Source organism: Streptomyces sp. 13-12-16 (assembly GCF_002114215.1).
In the GTDB taxonomy this organism is placed as follows: domain Bacteria; phylum Actinomycetota; class Actinomycetes; order Streptomycetales; family Streptomycetaceae; genus Streptomyces.
The window spans coordinates 1-3,762 of record NZ_NCTE01000115.1; the positions used below are offsets into that span (position 1 = coordinate 1).

Below are 3,762 nucleotides of genomic sequence, written 5' to 3' on the forward strand. Positions count from 1 at the left end.
GCCCAGGGCGCGAACCCCGGCTGGTCCCAGCAGGCGCCGCAGCAGCAGCCGCCCGCCCAGCAGCCCGGCTGGCAGCAGCCGCAGCAGCCGGCACCGCAGCAGCCCGCGCCGCAGATCCCGCAGCAGCAGGGCGGTCCGGGCGAGCAGTACGCGCAGAAGGTGCCCGGCAGCGGCGCGGGCGCGCCGCCGGTCTACGGCGACCGCAGCCCCACCACGTTCCACCAGTTCTCCCTCGGCCGCGTGATGCGCATCGGCCGCGCCCTGGAGAACGACCTGGTCGTCTCCGACCTCCAGGTCTCCCGCAACCACGCCGAGTTCCACTCGACGCCCGACGGCCGCATGGAGATCCGCGACCTCGGCTCGCACAACGGCACGTACGTCAACGGTCAGCCGATCGCCAAGGGCGGCGCCCAACTGCTCGGCCCCACCGACATCGTGGGCGTCGGCCACTCGACGTTCCGGATCGTCGGCGACCGGCTCGAGGAGTTCGTCGACACCGGTGAGGTGTCCTTCTCCGCCCGCCACCTGACGGTCACCGTCGACGGCGGCAAGCAGATCCTCAAGGACGTCTCCTTCGGCGTCCCCGAGAAGTCGCTGATCGCGGTCATCGGCCCGTCCGGCTCCGGCAAGTCGACCCTGCTCAAGGCGCTCACCGGCTACCGCCCGGCCAACCAGGGCGAGGTCCTCTACGACAACCGGAACCTCTACAAGCAGTTCGCCGAGCTGCGCCAGCGCATCGGTCTGGTCCCGCAGGACGACATCCTGCACAAGGAGCTGACCGTCAAGAAGGCCCTCAAGTACGCGGCCAAGCTCCGCTTCCCCGCCGACACCACGGCCGCCGAGCGCGAGTCCCGCATCGACGAGGTGCTGCGCGAGCTCAAGCTGGACATCCACAAGGACAAGAAGGTCACGTCCCTGTCCGGCGGCCAGCGCAAGCGCGTCTCCGTCGCCCTGGAGCTGCTCACCAAGCCGTCCCTGATCTTCCTGGACGAGCCCACCTCCGGCCTCGACCCGGGCATGGACCGCGACGTCATGCAGCTCCTGCGCGGCCTCGCCGACGACGGCCGCACCGTCCTCGTCGTCACGCACTCGGTGGCCGAGCTGGCGATCTGCGACAAGCTCCTGGTGATGGCGCCCGGCGGCTCCGTCGCCTACTTCGGCCCGCCCGAGGAGGCGCTGAACTTCTTCGGCTACGACACCTGGGCCGACGTCTTCTCCGCCTTCGAGAACTACCGCGACTACGACTGGGCGGGCCGCTGGAAGGGCTCGCAGCACTACCAGATGTACGCCGCGGACATCGACGCGGTCGCGCCGCAGTCCGTACAGGTACCGCCGATGCAGGCGATGCGGCCACCGAAGCCACAGGGCTGGATGTCACAGTTCGTGACCCTGGTGCGCCGCTACGTCTCGGTGATCGTCTCCGACAAGGGCTTCCTCGCCCTGATGGTGATCCTGCCGGCCGTCCTCGGCGCGGTCAGCCTGCTCATCGACGCGGACAAGGGCCTGCTGCCCAACCCGCCCAACCCGCAGACCGGCCGGATCATCCCGAACGGCACGGCGACCACGGTCCTGCTGATACTCGCGGTGGGTGCCTGTTTCGCGGGCGCGGCGAACTCCGTGCGCGAGCTGATCAAGGAGCGGGTCATCTACGAGCGGGAGCGCGCCACCGGCCTGTCCCGCTCGGCGTACCTGATGTCCAAGGTGTTCGTGCTCGGCATGATCACCGTGCTGCAGGGCCTGCTGGTCGGCGTGATCGGCTTCTCCAGCCGGGAGATCCCGGAGGAGGGCCTGGTCTTCGGCGGCTTCACGCTGCTGGAGCTCTCCGTGCCGATCATGGCGCTCGGCTTCACCTCGATGATGTTCGGCCTGATCATCTCCGCGCTGGTGAAGACCGCCGAGAAGACCATGCCGCTGCTGGTGATGTTCGCGATCATCCAGGTCGTCTTCACCGGCTGCCTGTTCACCCTGCACGGCTCGATCGGCGTCAACCAGTTCTCGTTCCTGATGCCGTCGCGCTGGGCGGTCGCCGCCTCGGGCGCCACGCTGGACTTCAACAGGATCAGCCCGCCGGAGACGGCCGGCGACACCGACCCGCTGTGGGAGCACACGGTCGGCGCCTGGGCGATGGACATGGGCGCGCTGCTCGCCCTCGGCGTGATCTGCGGCTTCTTCGTGGCCCGCTTCCTGCGCCGCCACGAGCCCGAGGTCATGCGCAAGTAGTCCGCGCCGTACGGCCCCGAAGGGCGGCACCCCGTCAGGAGGGTGCCGCCCTTCGGCGTCTTCGGGTTCGCGAGAAGAGGTCCGCGCCGACCTCAGTACGCGCTGTCGACGTTGTCCATGGTGCCGTACTTGTCGGCCGCGTAGTTGCAGGCGGCGGTGATGTTGGCGACCGGGTCGTAGATGTCCTTCGGGGTGCCCGGGACGTGGTAGGCGTCGAACGTCGGCGGGATCACCTGCAGCAGGCCCTTGGACGGGATGCCGTTCTGGGCGTTGATGTCCCAGAGGTTGATCGCCTTCGGGTTGCCGGAGGACTCCCGCATGACGTTGCGGTGGATGCCCTCGTAGGAGCCCGGGATGCCGTGCTTCTTCATGATGGCCAGGGACTCGCGGATCCAGCCGTCCAGGTTGTCGCCGTAGGTCTTCTCCGGGGCGGCCTGCTTCACCTCTGCGCGCTCGGCGGCGCGGCTCGCGGCCTCCTCGGCCTGGCGGGCCTTCTCCGCCTTGGCCTCCGCGGCGGCAGCGGCGGCCTTCTTCTCGGCGGTGGCCCGGGCCGCGGCCTCCTTCTTCGCCGCGATCTGCTCGACCTTGACGCTGGAACCGGCGGCCCGGTCGGTGACGCTCGCCTTGACGCCCTGGATCGGCTCGGTGCTGTACGCGACCTTCGCCGTGGGGGCGGCGGCCTCGGCCGTGGTGGCCGTGGACGCGTTGCTCGGGACGGCCGAGAAACCGATGGCGGCGGCGCCGAGGGCGGCGACACCGGCGACGGCGATCTTGTGGTGACGGGTCAGGGCACGACTATGACCACGGGTGAGGATGTTCTTGGACATGCGGGATGGACCTCTTCGAATAGCGCGGAGGTCGCTCGACGTCCGGTGGGGACAGGGTGCTTCCGGCACAAACGCCGCGGGGAGATACCCACGGCGCTGAGCGACGCAGCCATTCTTAGCGGCCGCAAAATCGCTGGGCAAAGGTGTGACGTACGAAGCCGGGTAGTGGATCAGGGGCGGGCAAACCGGGGCAGAGGGGGCAGTATGTCCCGCTCATGCGGGCGCTATGTCTCTCCTAATCCTCTTCGTACGTGATGTGCGCCCTATGCCCGGCCTCACACCGGCCACCCCCCGCCCTCACCGGTGGTTGCTGGAGCAATGCTCTGTGTGAGGAGGTCCGGTCACTCCGGCAGAACCAGGTGCACATCACCGAACTCGTGCCACAGGTAGCGCCCGCGCAGCGCCTCCTCGTACCCCCGGTCGATCGCCGCCCGCCCCGCGACCGCCTCCAGCATCAGCAGGTGCGAGGCCTCCGGCTCGTGCAGCCCGGTCAGCAGCCCGTCCACCGCGCACACCCCGCGCTCGGGCGTCACCACCAGGTCGGTCCACCCCGCGCGGGCCCGCACCACGCCGTCCGCACCGGCCGCCGACTCCACCGCCCGTACGGCCGTCGTCCCCACCGCGATCACCCGGCCGCCCCCCGCCCGCACCGCCCCGATCAGCCGCGCCGACGCCTCCGGCACCACGAACCGCTCCGGATACGGCGGCTCGGGCG

At 70.0% G+C, this 3,762-nt stretch carries 2 protein-coding genes and 1 pseudogene; 1 reads left to right on the plus strand and 2 read right to left on the minus strand.

Translation table 11 applies throughout. From position 1 onward, the window contains the following. The coding region (locus B7767_RS05450; protein WP_085571119.1) for an ATP-binding cassette domain-containing protein at nt 1-2,220 on the plus strand (2,220 nt) is incomplete at its 5' end. A gap of 92 nt (nt 2,221-2,312) precedes the next feature. On the opposite strand, the gene B7767_RS05455 is transcribed toward B7767_RS05450, so the two are convergent. Continuing rightward, nucleotides 2,313-3,047 carry a transglycosylase SLT domain-containing protein gene (locus tag B7767_RS05455; RefSeq protein ID WP_085571120.1) on the minus strand — a complete coding sequence of 245 codons (735 nt, stop codon included), beginning with the start codon at nt 3,045-3,047 and terminating at the stop codon, nt 2,313-2,315. Between the two features lie 297 nt (nt 3,048-3,344). After that, nucleotides 3,345-3,762: pseudogene (locus B7767_RS05460) on the minus strand (S-adenosylmethionine:tRNA ribosyltransferase-isomerase); the annotation flags it as partial.